The following is a 17,461-nucleotide window of genomic DNA, read 5'->3' on the forward strand; positions in this document are numbered from 1 at the left end:
CTCGACGCGGGTGCGAAAAAACGAGAGATAAACCCGGCGGCGACGTTACGCCGGTGAGTAGCGCGGGTAGTCGCTGTCGACGGCCTGCGCGTCCTCTTCGAGGAGGGCGACGGCGAGGTAGTCGGCGTAGTCCGCGAAGTAGTCGACGAGCCGCGAGATGCGGTTCGAGTCGATGGCCTCCAGCGAGTCGAGGACCATGAACGGAACCGTCTCGTAGACGTCGTGGATGAGGTAGCCCGCGAGCGCGAACACGAGGCCGGTCACCTCGCGCTCGGACTCGGAGAGGTGGGCGACGGAGTCCTCGTAGCTCACGCCGTCTTCGTTCGTCCGGATGACGTGGAGGTCGAACACCGACTTCTTGACCTTCTTTCGGCCCTCCCGAACCCGCTTTTCGGTGCGCTCGATCCAGATGCGGTCGAGGTTGTCGTACTCGAGCACGTCGAGCACGTCGTCCATGTGGGTGTTGAACTCCTCGACGGCCTCGGATTCGAGGCGCTTGATGCGCGTCCGAAGCTCCGCGAGTTCGTCTTCGATGTCCTCGCGGGCCGCTTCGAGTTCGTCGCGCTCGTCGAGTTTGCGCTCGATGTCAGCGATTTCGTCTTCGACGTCCTCGAGGTCGCTGCGGAGGCGACCGAGGTCGTATTCGAGCTGGTTCGCCTCGCGGTGGAGGTCGAGCAGGTCGCCGTGTTCCTCGCTTTCGAGTTCGTCGACGGTCTGTTCGAGCGAGTCGATTTCGTCTTCGAGGTCCGAGCGATCGGATTTGAGCTCCTCGATGCGCTCTTGGCGCGTCTCGCGCTCGCTTTCGATTTCGGACAGGCGGCGCTCGATGCGGTCGCGCTCGCGCTGGCGACGCTCGTAGGTGGACTTCTCGTCTTCGAGTTCGGAGAGCTGTTCCCGGTGTTCGCGGTTGTCCTCGAGTTTGTCCTCGCGGAGCGTTCGGAGGCGTTCGAGCGTGCCCTCGATTTCGGACTTATCGACCTCGGAACCGCACGTCCAGCAGACGACCTGGTCGTCGCCGAGCAGTTGGTCGGTGACGCTGCCGCCGGAGTCGTCGGCGTCGCGGAGCGCGTCCACGACGTCCGAGGAGGTGCCAGAGAGCATCTCCTCGTTGAACTGAATCACGGACTGGAGCTCGTTGACGGTCGACTGAATCTGCTGGCGACGCGTCCGGAGGCGGCTGATTTCGGACTCGATTTCGTCGATTCTGCCGCCCGCGACTTCGGGGAGGTCCTCGGCGTCGTCCTCGAGTTCGTCCTCTTCCGATTCGAGCGCGTCGAGACTCTGTTTTTCCGTCTCGATGCGGCGGTCCACGTCGTTGATGTCGCGGCGCTTGCTCCGGAGGTCGCCGAGCTTAGATTCGAGCTCGCTCTCGACTTCCTGCCGCTCGCTCACGCTGGCGTCGTACTCTTCGACTTCCTGTTCTTTCTCGGCGAGCTCGTCTTCCTTCTCCTCGATTTGGTCTTCGAGTTTCGTCCGCCGGCGTTCGAGCTGCGGCAGGCGGTCCGAGAGGTTGCTGAGCGTCGAGAGTTCGTCGGCGATGTCGCGTTTCTCCTGCTGGAGCGACTCGATCTGCTCGTTGATGGACTCGACGTCCACCGGACGCATGATGAGGTCGCGGAGGTCGTCACCGCGTGCGACCGCCTGTCGGGCGTCGTTCGTCTCGAGCAGGAACGCGAAGAGGTCCGCGAGGTCCGGGTCGTCGAGGACGGGGTTTCCGCCGGAGATGACCGTGTCGCCCTGTCGCTCGAACGTCCGGGTGTACGTCTCGTCGCCGATAGTGAGCTCGACCGAACCCTCGTCGGCGTCGCCCTTGAGCGCCACGTCGTCGCTCCCGTGGGCGGCCATGATGGACCGCAAAAGCGACGTTCGGTTCGTGGCGTTCCGTCCCGCCAAAACCGTCACACCCGGCTCGAACGACGTTGACAGGTTGTCGATGCCACCGATGTTCTCGACCGAAAGGTGGACTTTGGATTTCGACACTTGTTCTGAACTCATACCTTGACCCAATAGGTGCTCCAATATAAAATCATCCGTTGAATCGAACAGAATGTGACAGAACTAATTATGTAAGCCGCTAGTTCGACACGTCCTCGTCGCAGTCGCACCCGCCGCGACGGAGCAGTTCGATAACCTCGTACTGCGTCCCGCAGTCCCGGCAGTACACCTGCGTGTCCACGAGGACGTCAAAGTCGCCGAGCCGGAGCTTGCTCGTGTTACGGAGCGAACTCAGGCTCTGTTCGATGACCGCGACCAGTCGACCGCGGAGCCGCTGGATGGACTCGACGACGTTGTCGATTCTGTTCCCGGACGAGGACTCTTTCGAGACGCCGCGAATCTCCGTCAGATAGGTGTAGACCGCCTGGTGAGAGACGAAATCGGAGAGCAGTTGGTCGACGTCGACGCCGCGAGATTGGAGTGTGTTCTTCGCCTGAACGCGCATCCCTTCAGTAGTCTCGTCCCCGGTGAGGAGCGTGTAGAGGTTCTCTACCTCACCTTCGAGAACGTCCTCGCCCGCCTCGCGGAGCGCGGCGTCGAGCACCTTCTCGTTCATCAGGTCCGCGAGGTCACGGAGGCTGTCGCTGTCCTCGGGAGCCGTCCAGCGGTCGGCGAGGCGCTCGCCGAATCCGTCCAAGTCGTACGTCTCGATGACCCGTTCTACCTTGCTTAGGCGACGGTTCGTGCTTTGGTCGGTACCCATTACCCGTGATTCACACGGTAACGTAAAATATCTTCAGGTTTGGAGAGCGATTCGCCACACTCGGTGAGGCGCGTTCGTCAGAATTGAGCCGGACATGTCCGGTAATGTCGGATGAGATGGGATCGGATTGGGCGACTCACGCGAGACCGAGCAGTAGCGTGAAACGTGAGTCGAGAATGCAGATGCTACGTAACCGACGGGAAACAGCCGAAAAATGGAGCATCAATGGGACGTTGTGCTCGATGAGGTAGCCACCCCACGCGTTCATGAGTACCAGTTGGGCAGGCGTACTCGGTGGGGGCTACCGCGCGTACAGTATGACTGACGTACTGATGGCTATCGTGCTGGTTGCACGGGATGCTGATCACACATGGGTCAGATTGCTCCGACCATGTGCTACTATGAATCACACCTATATAATAATTATGTACTTGGCAACCGTTGTGAATCGGGTGTGAATCCCCGCCCGAATCCGCCGGTTCGACGCCGATGCTCGAAGGCGACCGGGAGACACCGCGGCGTCGGCGACGTTCCGCGGGCGGGTCGATACTGCTCGGCACGGATATTTCGAGCACCCCGGCTCCGCGCCGTCGCGTCAGTTCGCGTCGGGCCTCCGGAGCGACTGACTGCCGGGGGGTACTACGCAAAAGACGTCCGACGATGCCGGATGAGAATCGCCCGTAGTGACCGCCGATGTGAAACCGACGTGTTGAAAGCTAAAGCACCGATCTCGGCCGTACCAGTGTCCCGGACAGCAGTCGACGAAGGGGACGTATCGAAGCGGGTGAAACGGGACGCGGGCGGTGATGGTGGTGGTGGTGGTGGTGGTGGCGGTGAAACGCCTCGAAACCCGTCGAAATGCGCGCTATTGCTTGAGGTAGCCGCCGTCGATGGCGATTGACTCGCCGGTTATCCAGTCACCCTCCTCGGAGAGGAGCAAGACCGCGACGTGACCGACTTCTTCAGGCTGGCCGATTCGGTCGAGGATGTGCACGTCGAGCGTCTCCGCGAGGATTTCGTCCGGCGACTTGCCCGACTGCTCGGCGTGTTCGTCGAGCCACGCCTCGACCATCGGCGTCTCGACGGTGCCGGGCTTGAGCGCGTTGACGGTGATGCCGTGGTCGCTCAGTTCCTTCGCCAGCACGGTCGTGAAGGCGAGAACGGCCGCCTTGGACGCGCCGTACGCGCCCTGTCCGGCGAAGGGCCGCTCCGCGCCGACCGACGAGATGTTGACGATGCTCCCCTCGATTTCGCGGTCGACCATCCGGGCGGCGACGGCCTTGGAGACGAGGAACGTCCCCTTGGCGTTCACCTCGAAGTGGAGGTCCCAGTCGTCTTCGGTCGTTTCGAGAAGCGGGATGGCCTGCTGAACGCCCGCGTTGTTCACGAGGCCGTGGATGTCGCCGAGCGACTCGACCGCGGCGTCGACGGCGGTTTCGACGCCCTCGGCGTCGGTCACGTCGACCTCGTACACCTCGGCCTCACCGCCCGCCTCGCGGACGAGTTCGGCCGTCTCCGCGGCCACCTCGGGCTTCGTGTCGAAAATCGATACGTCGGCTCCCGCGCGGGCGCAGCGGACCGCGATACCGCGGCCGATGCCACGCGCGCCGCCGGTGACGACGATATGCCTATCTCTCAATCGGGTGTCTGTGTGCGTGCTCATAGTCGGTAGTACCGGGATATCGTATAAATAATTGCGCTGTACGGCGGCCGGTTACTCGTCGCGCTCGGCGACGACCGGGTTGGTAAGCGTGCCGATGCCCTCGATTTCCACGTCGACGCTGTCGCCCGGCGCGAGCAGTTCCGGCGGGTCGCGGAAGATGCCGACGCCGCCGGGCGTGCCGGTAGAGATCACGTCGCCGGGTCGGAGCGTGGTGATGTTACTGATGTACTCGACGACCTCGTCGACGCCGAAGATGAACTCGGAGGTGTTTGACTCCTGTTTCGTCTCGCCGTTGACGCGGCAGGCGACGTCGAGGTTGTGCGGGTCGAGGTCGGCCTCGGGAACGAACGTCGGCCCCATCGGGGCGAACGTGTCGTAGCTCTTGCCGCGGAAGAACTGTCCGTCGTCGAACTGGGCGTCGCGGCCGCTCACGTCGTTGATGGCGGTGTAGCCCGCGACGTAGTCGAAGGCGTTCTCGGCGTCCACGTTCTTGGCCGTCTGGCCGATGACGACGCCGAGTTCGACCTCGTAGTCGACCTCGTCGATGGCCGCCGGGTGGACGATGGGGTCGCCGGGGTTCGTGACGGACGTGCCGGCCTTACCGAACAGAAGCGGACGTTCGGGCACCTCTTCGTCCTGTTCTTCGGCGTGGTCGTGATAGTTGAGCCCGACGCAGACGATTTTTCCGGGGCGCGGGACGGGCGCGAGGAGCTTTACGTCCTCGACGGGGACCGACTGGTCCTCGGCGGCGTCCGCGGCGTCCTCGACGACGGTGAGGAAGCCGGGGCTGTTCAGGTTCTGGACGGTGACGTCTTCGCGGAGGCCGGAAAGCGGGACGACGTCGTCGTCGCGGTGGACGCCCCATTCGGGGGCACCGCCCGCGGTGTATCGAACAAGTTGCATCGTTACACTCTGCCACACCGTGATACGTAACTGTTGCGCTCTACGCAGCATTGCGACGGCGAGGATGGGTCCGCGGCCCGCCGACTACGAGTACGTCAGGTTCACCTCGATGACGTTCGCGCCTGTCTCTTATACACATCTCTGANNAGAGATGTGTATAAGAGACAGGTATCGGCGCGGCCACACAGCGCATGCCCTTGACGCGCTCTTCGTCGTCGTACGAGTAGCCGCGCTCGCGGACCTGCTCCAGCACGTCGAACAGCTCCTCGCGGTCCGTGATAGAGCGGTCCGTCACCGCCTCTAACCCGTGGCGGTCGAGGATTCGCTCGACTTCCTCCCGCGGCCGGTTCGCCATGATAGACTTTCCGAGGGCCGTCGTCTGCAGGGGGACACGCATCCCCGAATGGGTGTCTAGCCGGACGGCGTCGGGGCCCCGCGACCGGTACAGGAAGACGCCGACACCGTGTTCCTCTATCATCAGGTTCGCGTGCTCGCCGGTCACCTGCGCGAGTTCGTTTATTTCGGGACGGGCGATTTTGAACACCTTCTGGCGGGACCGCGCGTGAGCGCCCAACTGGAGGAACCGCGTGCTGACGTAGTACGTGTCGCCCTCCTTGACGAGGTACTCCTGTTGCTCCAGGGTCCGCAGGTGGTCGTGAATCGTGCTGGTCGGCTTATCGAGCCGCTTGGCTACCTCCGAGACGCCCGCCCCGTCGAGTTCCCGCAGGAGGTCGACGAGTTCGAGCGAGATTTTGACCGCGTTGACCGGAACGTCCTTCGCCATAGTTGGTTATGAATCCTCATCCCTGAAATGTCTTTCCGCTATGGCCGGAAATAGCGTAGCCGTTACGAGCGACGAGCCGATGTGAGGAATATCTGAATTATCTGAATCATTTAGATAATTCAGATATTGTGGGTAGTCAGGTAGACGTATGACGCGAGGGTGGCAAAAAGAAAACGAGTGCCCGAGGGAGACGCGAGCGCGACCCGCGGGGCGTCTCAGCTGAACTGCGGGATGACTTCGTCCGCGAACAGCTCCATCCCGTCGGTGTCGGGGAAGTCGATGAACCAGCCTTGGAACTTCGTCACGCCCGCGTCGATGCGGCGCTCGATGGCCTCCGCGCACTCCTCTGGCGTTCCCATGATGAAGTACTCCCGAGCGTCTTCCTCGGTCACGATGGGCGCTTGGTCCTGATACTCCGCTTCGAACTGGATGGGCGTCATCAGGTCGAGCAGGCGGTCGAACTTCTCCTCGTCGCGGGTGCAGATGACGTGGCCGTCCCACGAGTACTCGATTTCGTCGGGGTCGCGGCCGACGGTCTCGCAGTGGTCTTCGATGACGCCGATTTTGTGTTCGAGCGTCTCCACGTCGCCGTTGAACACGTCGGTGTTCCACACGTCGGCGTGCTTGGCGACGAGTTTGAGCGTGACCTCCTCACCCTGCCCGCCGACGAGGATGGGCGGGTGGGGGTCCTGTACGGGCCCGGGGACACAGTAGGCGTCCTCGATCTGGTAGTGCTTCCCGTCGAAGCTCGCGCCGTCGGTCCCGGCGGCCCACATGCGCTTCATGAGGCGGATGGACTCGTCGAGCCGCATCAGGCGCTCGAAGCCGTCGCGGTACTCCCAACCGTAGGCGTCGTACTCCGGCTCGTGCCAGCCCGCGCCGAGGCCAAGTTCCAGCCGCCCGTCGGAAATCACGTCGAGCGTGGCCGCCATCTTGGCGACGAGCGCCGGGTTGCGGTAGTCGTTACAGAGGACGAGCGAGCCGAGGTTGATGTCCTCGGTGAAACCGGCGATGGCCGACAGCAGCGTCCAGCACTCGTACTCGGCGTGGTCGCGGCCCAACAGCAGGTGGTCGGGTGCCCACACCGCGTCGAAGCCGAGTTCCTCCGCCTTCTGGACGCCCATCTTGGTCGTCTCCCAGTCGAGCGCCTCGTACTCCGGGGTGTCGCGGTGCGTCGGCTCGGTCCCCTCGTCGGGCGCGCCGGCGAAGACGGGGACGTTGTACTCGAAGCTGATGTCAGACATCGTTACTCGATGGCGAAGTGTTCGAGCGCTTCGCGGTTCAGTTGGGTGCTGACACCGGGTTCGTCAGGGAGCGGAATCGACCCGTTTTCGGGCGACGGCGGGTTCTGGAAGATGGCGTCGGCGTAGGTCGACTCGCGTTTCTCCTGACGCTCCTCGAACCACTCGGGGGTCGGGAAGTACTCCGCCATCGGCATGTTCGTGTGCCCGGCGATGGCGTGGAGCGTCGGGTTCGTACCGGCGTGCGGGATGACGGGCACGTCGTGGACTTCGGCCATGTCGGCGACTTTCTGCAGTTCCGTGATGCCGCCGACGCGACCCACGTCGGGCTGGAGGATGTCGACCGCGCCCTCCTCGAGGAGGTCCTCGTGGCCCCAGCGGGTGAACTCGTGCTCGCCGCCGGAAATCGGCATCGGCGCGGCCTCGCGGACCTCGGCGTAGCCGGAGATGTCGTCGGCGATGACCGGCTCCTCGACCCACGCCATATCGTACTTACCGAGACGCTGGGTCATCTCCTTAGCGTACTTGACCGACCAGCCCATGTAGGCGTCGCCCGCGATTTCGATTTCGTCGCCGACGGCGTCGCGGACGGTCGCGACGATTTCCTCGTTCTTCTTCATGCCCGCGCGGCCGTCCTCGGGGCCGTGGAGGAAGCGGAGCTTCATCGCGTCGAATCCTTCCTCGACGTACTGGATTGCCTCGCGCTCGAGTTTCTCCATGTCGACGGGGTGGAGGTTCGACGCGTAGGCGGGAATCTCGTCTTTGGTGGGGCCGCCGAGCAGTTCGTACACCGGCTTGCCGGCGTCCTTCCCGGCGATGTCCCACAGCGCCTGGTCGACCGCGCTGATGGCCATGACCGCGACCCCCTTCCGGCCGAACGGGAGCGTGGCGCGGTACATCTGTTCCCAGAGCAGTTCGCGCTGCATCGGGTCCTCGCCGACGACGATTTTCGAGAGCGTCTCCTCGACGACGGTGGCGATGGCACCGGTTCCCCAGTTGCCGACGCCGACGCCGGTGATGCCCGCGTCCGTCTCGACCTCGACGACCACGTCACCCACGGGGCCCATCCACTTGCGGCGGGCCTGCGGGTTCTCGCCGTCGACGTTGCGGTACTCGTCGTACTTGGACATGATGGTGACGAGCGGGAATTCGATGAACTCGCCCCACGACTCGTTACTGATTTTCGTCGCTGAGATGTCTGTAATCTCCATGATTTGTTTGGTACGACTTCACATCCAATCGGCACGGGTAAAATAGTTTCTGTCGTTGGGCGACCTGTGGCCCGGAGAGGCCGCTGGTTCGTCGGTCGGTCGGCCCGCCGTCAGTCGGTCGGTGAGACTCGAATCGGTCGGTGACGCGGCGGCGCCGCCTCGGTGGGGTGCCTGCTGTCGTGTCGCTTCAGCCGTCGAACTGGAAGACCGGCTTGCAGGTCTCCGAGTCGAGGAACGCCTCGAACGCCTCGGCCGGGTCGTCGACGCTGTAGGAGGTGTCGATAATCTTGTCGACCGCGATTTCACCGCGCTCCATCAGGCGAAGCGCCTGCTCGAAGTTGGTCCACGTCGAGCCGTAGGAGGTGTTGATGTCGACTTCGCCGCGGACGGTCGACGTGAGGCTGAGTTCGCTCGGGGAGTTCGGGATGCCGACGACGACGATTTGGCCGCCCTTACGGACCACGTCGTTCCCGGAGACGACGCCGCTGTGGTGGCCCGTCGCGTCGAAGACCACGTCGAAGCCGATGCCGTCGGTCTGGCTCTCGACCCGCTCGTCGAGGCCGCCTTCCTCCTGGAGGTTCACCGTGTCGATGCCGAGGTCTTCGAGCAGCGGGAGGCGATACGCCGCGTCCTGTCCGAGCCCGGAGACGACGACGTTCGCGCCGAGGGAGTCGGCGACGGCGGCGACGAGCATGCCGATGGGGCCCGGCCCCTCGACGAGGACGTTGTCGCCGGGCGTCGTCACCGACTGGTCGAGGACCGCGCGCGTGGCGATGCTCGTCGGCTCGGTGATGGCGGCGTGCCGGAGGGGAACGCCCTCGGGCACCGCGTGGACGTGCTCGGGCGTGACGGTGACGTACTCCGTGTACGCGCCGTCGCGGTGCATGCCCGTAATAGAGAAATTCTGGCAGACGTTGGGCTGGCCGTTCTGACACTGGAAACAGTGGCCGCAGTCGTGAATCGGCTCCTCGACGACCTTGTCGCCGACCTCGAACGTCTCGACGTTCTCACCGACTTCCGTGACCGTCCCGGAGTACTCGTGGCCCATGATACGCGGGATGGGAATCCACTCGTAGCCGCCGTCGTACTTGTAGGCGTGGGCGTCACTGCCGCAGAGGCCCGCCGTGTGGACCTTGATGAGCAGTTCGTCTGCACTGGGGGTGGGGACCTCTCGCTCCTGTGTCTCTACCGAGCGCGGCCCGGTCTGAATAATGGCTTTCATAGTTGCGAATAACCGTGTGGGTTCGTCTCGTTTACACCATGTGAACACACCGATTAATATGTTTGGGTGCGGGCGGAGAATTTCGGTGATAGCGCGGCTGAAGCCGCGGCTACACGGGGCGAGCTGTCGGCTATATCCGGCGACACGCCCCGTGTCCGCCAGCACGAACCATAAGACGGCGGCTCACCCGAGGTCGACGTGCCGCCGGAACGACTTCCCGGTCAGCCACGACCGGTCGGCCTCCGACAGCGAGTCGACCTGCTTGAGCCAGTTACACGCCTCGGCGTAGCTGGCAACGTCGCTGACGTTGGGGTAGTCCGAGCCCCAGACGACCCGCTCGCGCCCGAAGGTGTCGAGGAGCCATCGGACGTGGTCATGCATGTCGGCGTAGGGGAACGCCGAGTCCGACATGTGGACGATTTCCGAGACCTTCACCGCGACCGAGTCGTGTTCCGCGAGGTCGGCGAACCGGCTGAACGTGCCCTCGTCGGTGGGCGTCTCGGGACCGGCGTGAGCGAAGTGGTCGAACAGGTAAGTGAGTTCGGGATACGCCTCGACGAGTTCGAGCGCCTGGTCGAGTTGGCCGTGGTCGCAGAGAATCTGGACGGCGGCGTCGTGTTCGACCGCGGCCTCCCAAAAGGCGGTCTCCTCGATGCTCTCTCGGAGCCACGTTACGCTCGGGTCGAACGTCTCCCACATCCGGTCGTACGGGCAGGCCGCGCCGAGTCGGAAGCCGAGGACGCCGTCGGTCTCCATGCAGCGGTCGAGGCGCTCGACGGCGTCGTCGGCGAACGGGTCGAGCATCACGATGCCGTGGAGTCGCTCGTACTCGGCGGCGACCCGTCGGGTGTACCAGTTGTCCGTCCAGTCGCAGATAGGGTAGCCCACGACGACCGCCTCGTCCACGCCGTTTCGGTCCATGTCGGCGAGCAGGCGCTCGGCGGGGTAGACGGTGTGCACGTCGAAGCTGTCCACGAGGTCCAAGATGGGGCCGTTGGTCCACGGGTGCTCCGGGCTCGCGGCTCCCCACGCGTGGGTGTGGGTATCTATCATTACAGTCGATGACGGGCGACCCCGTACTAAATCTTACCCGCCGAAGAGCTAAGACGGGTGCCGTCGAATCGGGGGTCGTATGGCGCGAATCGCGTTCCACCTTGAGATAAAGGACGGCAAGCGAGAGGAGTACCGAACGAAACACGAGAACGTCCCCGAGGCGCTCGAATCCGCCTATCTGGACTCCGACGCCGGGCTACAGACCTACAGCGTCTTCGAGAAGGACGGCCACGTCTTCGGCTTCATGGAGGTCGACGACCCAGAGGCCATCCAAGAGGTAATGGACAACAGCGAGGCGCAAGCCGACTGGGCAGAGGTCATGAGCGGCATCACTGTCGAGACCGACGACAGTTGGATGGACGAAGTCTACCGGATGATCTGACGCTCGAAGAAGACAGTTGTCCGGCCATGGCGGAGCGCCCGCCATCCGCAACGAATTTCTCACCGAGAATAGTACTGGACGAATTACCCCAAAGTCGAATTTACCCCGGAGTAGCGGCGCACAAATGGCCGTCTCCCGGAATAACCGTTCGCTCCGGTCCTTCCGGATACGTATCCGCCACTGGCGGAAACCCGGTGAGGCTCGAATCGACCGTGGAGCGTCACCCGCTAACCGAGTGGTACGACGGCTCGATGTACGCGATTGCCGTCCAAACGGGTTGCACGCCCCTAATCATTACTACCATAGAATTGTAATTTGGAATTATTTCTATGCGGAGTGTCACGGATATATCCTGGAGTACAGATTCGACCGGCCAGACGAGAAGACCACTGCGGGAGAGAGCAATAGAAAACCCGATACTGCACTATTTGGGCCTCTATCCTCGATATACGTCCGATTCAGCTCGATCCCCGGCGCCAGAAACTCTTCCGGCCATGCCGGAAGACTGTCCGGCGTGAGCGACTGACCGACCGACCGCGGCTCACCACGACGTGATAGGGACCTCCCGGAGCGGCCCCGGAAGCGGGATATCGACCGTCGAATCGGTGTAGTGCGAGAGGTAGAACCCGACGATGATTTCGAGCGAGCGGGTCGCCGCGACGCCGGGCGAGTAGTTCTCCGCCGTCCCGTCGAGGAGGTCCTGCACGTGGGCCGCCGCGTTGGCGAACGACCCCTTGTAGTCCGATTCCCACGTCCACGCGCCCTCGATGCCGGGGAGCGGTCGCTCGACGTGTTCGCCGTCTTCGAGCGACCAGTAGCGCCACTCGCCGTCGTCGTTGTTCATGTAGAGTTTGCCCTCGGTGCCGATGAAACTCAGCGTCATCGAGGAGATGTCCCGCGGAATCGTGCAGTCCACGGTGACGAACGTGCCGTCGTCCATGACGACGTGTCCGCCGCCGCCGGCGTCGACGACCGACTCCGTGGCGTCCAGCGCGTCGAGTGCCTCGTTCTCGCCGGTGATGTGGCCGCTCACCCGCGACGCCCGCGCGTCGAGGAGGTAGACGAGCGTGTCGAGGACGTGCGTGGAGTTCCGCATGAGTTCCATGCGGTACTGCGCGCTCACGGACTTCACGTCGCCGAGGATACCCTCATCGCGGACGAGGTCGCGGAGTCGGCGAAGCTTGTCCGTGAACCGGAAGGAGTGGTTGATGACGAGTTCCGTGTCGGTCTCCTCGCAGACGGCGACCATCTCCTCGGCGTCGCTGACGGACGACGCGATGGGTTTCTCGCACCAGATGACCGAGGGGTCGGCCACGGAGCGCGCGGCGTCGACGACGTGGTCGCGGTGGAGGAACGACGGCGTGCAGACCGACACCGCGTCGAGGTCCTCGGCTTCGAGCATCGCCTCGTGGCCGACGTACCGGCGGTCCGCGGGGATGTCCCACGCCTCGCCGAAGGTGTCCAGCTTCGACTCGTCCACGTCGGCGACGGCGACGAGTTCGATGTCGTCGGTCGCGGCGTACCCGCCCGCGTGGCTCGCGTCGATTTTCTCTCTGCCGATGGCCTCCTCGTCGTGCATGCCGAGGATGCCCATCCCTGCGATGCCGCCCGTGCCGATGATGCCTGCGTGGTAGGTCATGTGTCTTCTGTCGCTCGCGTTCGTTCGTCAATGTTCGCCGGAGCGCATAACTGTGGTGCCGGCTCCGAAAGCGCCGAGAAGGATACCGGGGGTCGAGGTCAGCCCGAGGTCAGTCGAGCGCGGCCGCGGCCATCAGGAACCAGCCCTGCCCGTAAGGCGTGTCCGTCAGGGGTGCTTCGGGACCGCCCGGCGGCCCTGCGACGCGGTTGACCGCGCCCTCTTCGCCGACGACGCGGGAGACGGCCGCGAGCCCGTCTTCGGCGGGTTGGCGGTAGGTCTCCTCGTCGAGGATGCCGAGGTCGATGCCGCGGGCGAAGGCGTAGGCGAACATGAGCGTCCCCGACGACTCCAGCGGCGTGTGGGGGTCGTCGACGAGGTTGTGCCAGAAGCCGCTGCCGTCCTGCAACGGGAGGAGCGCCTCGCAGTGCGACCGGAACAGGTCGAGGAGGTCGTCGCGCTTCGGGTGGTCTTCGGGGAGCCGTTCGAGCACGTCAGCCGACGCGGCGGCGGCCCAGCCGTTGCCGCGGGCCCAGAACGCGCCCTGCGGGTAGTGGTTCGGCTGTTCGACCCAGATGTGTCGGAACAGGCCCGTGTGACTGTCGCGGAGGTGCGCCGCGTGAATCAGAATCTGCTCGACCGCCTCGTCGAAGGCGTCGTCGTCGCCCGCGGCCGCGCCGTAGCGCGCGAGGAACGGGCACATCATGTAGACGGAGTCGATCCACAGCGACTTGATGCCCGCGAGTTCGGGGTCGTGGTGAGGGATGCCGCCGTCTTCGGTCCGCTCGAAGGAGAGAAGCGATTCGTAGGCGCGCTCGGCCGCGTCGAGGTAGCGGTCCTCGCCCGTACGGTCGTAGAAGTCGAGGACGCCGTGACCGATGGCGGTGCTGTTGTTCGTGTTCATGCACTTCTTGACGGTCAGCTCCCAGCTCGCCTCGTACTCGCGGCCGTGGCTGAAAACCTCAATCGGGTAGCTCGGGCCGTAGCTCAACTGCCCGGCGTCGTTCTGGGTCGCCACCGCGGTGTCGACGAAGTGCTTCGCGCGCTCGACCGACTCGTCTCCGCCCTCGGCGAGCAGGCCGTTGATGGCGACGCCGGTAATCCACGATTGACCGTCGATGTCCAACGACCGGAGATACGACGCGGCGCGCTGGACTGGTGTAAGCTCGTCTGCTGGCATGGGTACAGTACCCACACGAATACGTGCGAGGATGAAAAATGTATCCCATGGCATCGCGCCACCACCGGACGGCGGCCGTGCGCGCCAGTCGGTCAGCCGGTCGGAAACCGAGGAGCGCTCGTTCGTCGCAGCAGACTCGTTCCCCAGGCGGGAACAAATATATACGGCTCGGGTTCGACTGTCACACCATGAGCCCCCAACCGAACAAACGCCCCGGCCGAACAATCCGCTCGGTCCAGATAGCGTTCAATATCATCGACCTCCTCCAGGAGGAGGCTGGCATCGGGGTGACGCGAATCGCCGACGAACTCGGCCACTCGAAGAGCACGGTCCACAGCCACCTCCGAACGCTCGAAGAGCGGCGCGTCATCGTCCGAGAGGGCGACGGTTACCGCCTCGGCCTGCGCTTCCTCGACGTCGCCTCACACGTCCGCGACCAGATAGGCAACTTCGACATCGTCCAAAAGGAGGTCGACTCGCTGGCCGAGGAGACGGGTGAAATCGTCCAGTTCGGCGTCGAGGAGTACGGGATGGTCTCGTACCTCCACAAGGCGCAGGGCGAACACGCCGTCGAGACGCTGTCGCGGGTGGGAACCCAACAGCCGATGTACTCCACGTCGCTCGGCAAGACGATTCTCGCGTACCTCCCACCCGAGCGCATCGAGGAAATCGCGGCGGCGATGGAGTACGAACCCAAGACGGCGAACACCATCACCGGGCCCGAGGAGCTGTTCGAGGAACTCGAAACCATCCGCGAGCAGGGGTACGGTATCGACGACGAGGAGAATATCAACGGCCTGCGCTGCGTCTCCGCGCCGGTCAAGAACGACGAGACAATCCTCGGCGCGATTAGCATCACCGGCCCGTCGAGCCGGTTCACCGAGGACCGCCTGCACGGCGAACTCGCGGACTACGTCCGAAGCGCCGCGAACGTCATCGAACTGAACACGAAGTTCTCCTGAGCGCGCGGGGGCCCGCGGCTCAGTAGTTCTCGTAGATGGTCTTCACCGACGAGAAGAAGTCGAGGCCGGCGTCGCCCTGCTCGCGGTACGTGTTAGTGGACGAGTCCTTGTAGCCGCCGAAGGGGACGTGGAGTTCGAGACCGGTCGTCTTCTCGTTGATTTTCGCGACGCCCGCTTCGACCTCGTTGACGAAGCGCTTGCCCTCGCTGAGGTCCTGCGTGACGATGCTGGCCGACAGCCCGTAGTCAACGTCGTTGGCGAGGTCGAGCGCGTCCTCGAAGGAGTCGGCCTTGACGACCGCGAGGACGGGACCGAAAATCTCCTCTTGAGCGATACGAGCGTCGTTTTCGACGCCGGAGAACACGGTCGGCTCGACGAAGTAGCCGTCGTCGTAGTCGTCGCCGGAGAGTCGGCTGCCACCGGCTTCGAGCGTCGCGCCCTCCGAGGAGCCGATGTCGATGTATTCGAGCGTCGAGGACAGTTCGTTCTCGGAGACGTGCGGGCCCATGTCGGGGTCGTCGAGTCCGTCGCCGACGACGAGCGACTCGGCGTAGTCGGAGACGGCCGCGACGAACTCGTCGTACACGTCCTCGTGGACGATGGCGCGCGAGGTGGCCGTACACGACTGGCCGGTCGTGCCGAACGCGCCGACGCCGACGGTCTCGGCGGCCGCCTCGATGTCCGCGCTGGGCATCACGACGGTCGGGTTCTTGCCGCCCATCTCACACTGGACGCGCTTGAGGTCGACCGCGGCCGTCTCGGCGACCATCGTCCCCACGGCGGTGCTGCCGGTAAACGAGACGCCGTCGATGCGCTCGCTCTCGATGAGCGGACCGCCGACCTCGCTGCCGGAGCCGGTGATGGTGTTCGCCACGCCGGCCGGGAGTCCCGCGTCGTCGAGACATTCGAGGACGATGGAGACGACGCCCGGAGCTTCGGACGCCGGCTTGAGGACGACGGTGTTACCGGCCGCGAGCGCCGGGGCGAGCTTCCAGACCGGGATGGCGATGGGGTAGTTCCACGGCGTGATGAGCGCGACCGTCCCGAGGGGTTCGTGCTTCGTGTAGAGGTCCTTGCCGGGGGCGCTCGCGGACTTGACGGTGCCGCCGAAGTCCCGCGCCTTCGCGCCGTAGTAGTGGAAGATGTCGATGGCGCGCTGTACCTCGCCGCCCGCCTCGGAGCGCGTCTTGCCCTCCTCGCGGACGAGCACCTCGGTCGCCTCTTCCTTGCGCGCTTCGAGGTTGTTGCCGGCCTCGCGGAGAATCGCGCCGCGGGACGGGCCGGGCGTCGACGCCCACTCGTCCTGTGCGGCGACGGCCGCGTCGAGCGCCGCCTCGACGTCCGCTTCGGAGGACGCCGGGTGGACGCTGACGACTTCGCCGGCCGCCGCGGGGTTCGTGACTTCGAACGTCTCTCCCGACTGGGAGTCTGTCCATTCGCCGTCGATGAAGTTACCGTAGGTTCTCGACATTCGACCTAGCCATGCACACCCATCACTAAGTAAGCTTCTCATGCCGGCGGCGGTGGCCGCCACGCGTTCGTGACCGTCACAAGGCGCGAGAGAATCGAATTCGGGCGTTCGGAAGAGCTACCGACGAGCCGCCACCTCAGAGAAGGAACTGGAGGACGACGAAGAGCGTCACGACCGAGACGGCGGTGGTGGCGAACACGTTTATCGACGCGAGGTCGGCGTCGCCGCCGAGTTCGTTCGCGTAGATGAACGACGAGACGGCGGTCGGCGTCGCGAGCATCGTCACGCCGGCTTGGACCGTCGTCCAACTCGACGCGAGCGTCGAGAACACCGCGAAGGCGACGAGCGGCATCAAGATGACCTTGCTACCGACGACAGCCCCGACGGTGCGGAGGTCGAGCGACTCGGCGGAGACGGTGAGCGACGCGCCGATGGAGAGCAGCGCCACGGGGAGCGCGAGCGAGGCGAGCGCGTCGAGGCCCGTCACGAGAACCCCGGGGACGCCGAGACCGAGCCCGGAAAAGGAGAGCCCCAACACGAGCGCCGGGATGACCGGCGTCTTGAGCACGCCGATAAACTCCTCTTTGAACGACACGTCAGCGCCGTTGACGAGGACGAGAACGGTGATGGTGAGCGGGACGTGGGTGAGCGCGCCGACGCCGAGGATGACGCTCGCCTTCGCCGTCGTCAGCGAGCCGAACGTCGAAGCGACGAGCGGGAGGCCGAGGAAGCCGAGGTTAGAGTAGTACGACTGGACGATGGCGACGCTCCGAACCGAGTCCGGCGACACCCGGCGGTGGACGACCCAGCCGACGGCGAGCATGGTGAAGAGGACGAGCCAGAAGCCCAGAAGGAGCGTCGGCTCGATGACCTCGCGAATCGGCTGGTCGTACGTCGAGGTGAACACGAGCGCGGGGAGCGCGAAGGCGAACGCGAAGAACGTGAGCTTGTCGCGGCGGCTACTGTCGAGGAGGCCGAGACGCTTCGCTAGCGCCCCGAGGCAGAGCACCCCGAGCATGTAGCCCAGATTTGCGGCGACGGTCATACCCTCCCAT

At 64.5% G+C, this 17,461-nt stretch carries 15 protein-coding genes; 2 read left to right on the forward strand and 13 right to left on the reverse strand.

Annotated elements, in window-relative coordinates; all coding sequences use genetic code 11:
* Window positions 1-45: 45 nt before the first annotated feature.
* The 9 genes from C457_RS18090 to rhcC form a co-directional block, all read right to left on the reverse strand.
* Window positions 46-1,995, reverse strand: a complete 1,950-nt coding sequence (locus C457_RS18090; protein ID WP_008096934.1) for an archaea-specific SMC-related protein — start codon at window positions 1,993-1,995, stop codon at window positions 46-48.
* Between the two features lie 79 nt (window positions 1,996-2,074).
* The gene (gene rdfA / locus C457_RS18095) at window positions 2,075-2,698 is read right to left on the reverse strand and encodes a rod-determining factor RdfA (RefSeq protein WP_008096935.1); all 624 of its coding nucleotides are present in this window, start codon (window positions 2,696-2,698) and stop codon (window positions 2,075-2,077) included.
* Window positions 2,699-3,563: 865 nt separating this feature from the next.
* Window positions 3,564-4,361 (reverse strand): L-rhamnose 1-dehydrogenase, encoded by a 798-nt coding sequence (gene rhcB, locus C457_RS18100; protein WP_008096936.1) that lies wholly within the window; start codon window positions 4,359-4,361, stop codon window positions 3,564-3,566.
* Between the two features lie 51 nt (window positions 4,362-4,412).
* Window positions 4,413-5,264: a 2,4-diketo-3-deoxy-L-rhamnonate hydrolase gene (gene rhcF, locus C457_RS18105; protein ID WP_008096937.1), complete on the reverse strand. Its 852-nt coding sequence runs from the start codon at window positions 5,262-5,264 to the stop codon at window positions 4,413-4,415.
* Between the two features lie 40 nt (window positions 5,265-5,304).
* Window positions 5,305-6,048, reverse strand: a complete 744-nt coding sequence (locus C457_RS18110) for an IclR family transcriptional regulator (protein WP_008096938.1) — start codon at window positions 6,046-6,048, stop codon at window positions 5,305-5,307.
* A gap of 215 nt (window positions 6,049-6,263) precedes the next feature.
* Complete coding sequence (locus C457_RS18115) at window positions 6,264-7,292, reverse strand: TIGR03560 family F420-dependent LLM class oxidoreductase (RefSeq protein ID WP_008096939.1); 1,029 nt, start codon at window positions 7,290-7,292, stop codon at window positions 6,264-6,266.
* Between the two features lie 2 nt (window positions 7,293-7,294).
* On the reverse strand, window positions 7,295-8,500 hold the full coding sequence (gene rhcD, locus C457_RS18120; RefSeq protein ID WP_004972028.1) for an L-rhamnonate dehydratase: 1,206 nt from the start codon (window positions 8,498-8,500) through the stop codon (window positions 7,295-7,297).
* A 187-nt stretch (window positions 8,501-8,687) separates the two neighbouring features.
* Window positions 8,688-9,722, reverse strand: coding sequence for a 2-keto-3-deoxy-L-rhamnonate dehydrogenase (rhcE, locus tag C457_RS18125; RefSeq protein WP_008096940.1), 1,035 nt, complete (start codon window positions 9,720-9,722; stop codon window positions 8,688-8,690).
* Window positions 9,723-9,905: 183 nt separating this feature from the next.
* Window positions 9,906-10,775 (reverse strand): L-rhamnono-1,4-lactonase, encoded by an 870-nt coding sequence (gene rhcC / locus C457_RS18130; RefSeq protein WP_008096941.1) that lies wholly within the window; start codon window positions 10,773-10,775, stop codon window positions 9,906-9,908.
* A 79-nt stretch (window positions 10,776-10,854) separates the two neighbouring features.
* Between rhcC and C457_RS18135 the strand changes: the two genes are divergently transcribed.
* A complete protein-coding gene (locus C457_RS18135; protein ID WP_004041051.1) occupies window positions 10,855-11,157 on the forward strand; it encodes an L-rhamnose mutarotase in 303 nt (100 codons plus the stop codon).
* Window positions 11,158-11,698: 541 nt separating this feature from the next.
* On the opposite strand, the gene C457_RS18140 is transcribed toward C457_RS18135, so the two are convergent.
* Entirely contained in the window at window positions 11,699-12,796 is a 1,098-nt protein-coding gene (locus tag C457_RS18140) for a Gfo/Idh/MocA family protein (RefSeq protein ID WP_008096943.1), read from the reverse strand.
* A 109-nt stretch (window positions 12,797-12,905) separates the two neighbouring features.
* On the reverse strand, window positions 12,906-13,973 hold the full coding sequence (locus tag C457_RS18145; protein ID WP_049913712.1) for a glycoside hydrolase family 88/105 protein: 1,068 nt from the start codon (window positions 13,971-13,973) through the stop codon (window positions 12,906-12,908).
* A 188-nt stretch (window positions 13,974-14,161) separates the two neighbouring features.
* Here C457_RS18145 and C457_RS18150 point away from each other — a divergent pair, with 188 nt between their 5' ends.
* The gene (locus C457_RS18150; RefSeq protein WP_008096945.1) at window positions 14,162-14,935 is read left to right on the forward strand and encodes an IclR family transcriptional regulator; all 774 of its coding nucleotides are present in this window, start codon (window positions 14,162-14,164) and stop codon (window positions 14,933-14,935) included.
* A gap of 19 nt (window positions 14,936-14,954) precedes the next feature.
* Here the strand turns inward: C457_RS18150 and xacF are convergent, their stop codons facing one another.
* Complete coding sequence (gene xacF, locus C457_RS18155) at window positions 14,955-16,406, reverse strand: 2,5-dioxovalerate dehydrogenase (protein WP_008096947.1); 1,452 nt, start codon at window positions 16,404-16,406, stop codon at window positions 14,955-14,957.
* Window positions 16,407-16,542: 136 nt separating this feature from the next.
* Window positions 16,543-17,451, reverse strand: a complete 909-nt coding sequence (locus C457_RS18160; RefSeq protein ID WP_004972049.1) for an AEC family transporter — start codon at window positions 17,449-17,451, stop codon at window positions 16,543-16,545.
* Window positions 17,452-17,461 lie beyond the last annotated feature (10 nt).

The sequence above is a fragment of the Haloferax prahovense DSM 18310 genome, assembly GCF_000336815.1.
Classification (GTDB): Archaea; Halobacteriota; Halobacteria; order Halobacteriales; family Haloferacaceae; genus Haloferax; species Haloferax prahovense.